Annotated in this window: 1 protein-coding gene and 1 pseudogene; both read right to left on the bottom strand. The window is 60.3% G+C overall.

The window, feature by feature from the left end:
• Positions 1-92: pseudogene (locus tag E0D98_RS28310) on the bottom strand (hypothetical protein); the annotation flags it as partial.
• A partial coding sequence (locus E0D98_RS26095) for a head-tail adaptor protein (protein WP_205713043.1) occupies positions 89-360 on the bottom strand: 272 nt, incomplete at its 5' end. The gene E0D98_RS26095 and the pseudogene E0D98_RS28310, both read right to left, overlap by 4 nt.

The raw sequence follows: 360 nt of genomic DNA, 5'->3' as shown, positions 1-360 counted from the left end.
CGCAGCACCCGGTTGTTTTCCGCACCACTCAGAAGCTGCAAATCGCGGCTGATGTCCTCCAGCCCCGAAAAATCCAGCAGGGTTTCGATCATTTTTCCCCTCCCAGCCGACAGAGAATTTCCAGACGCCCGCCGGTCGTATCCGGCACCGGGACGCCGACGACATTCAGGACATGGTCACGCCAGGGACCACTCAGCACATGAAGTCGTGACGCCGCCGTGATTTCACGACCAGACTGACCGCGCACCCAGATGCGGATTTCCGCCTGCGCCATTTCCGCACCGGACTGCATCCGCTCCCGGCTGCTCCTGCCACGGATATCCGCATGAATTTTCCCGCATGACACCCATTCTTCCGTCA

Origin of the sequence: Escherichia sp. KCJ4928, assembly GCF_004352695.1 — a bacterium.
In the GTDB taxonomy this organism is placed as follows: Bacteria; Pseudomonadota; Gammaproteobacteria; order Enterobacterales; family Enterobacteriaceae; genus ECMA0423.
Note: the sequence above shows the minus strand (reverse complement) of the source record. Positions and strands in the feature narration are given on the sequence as shown.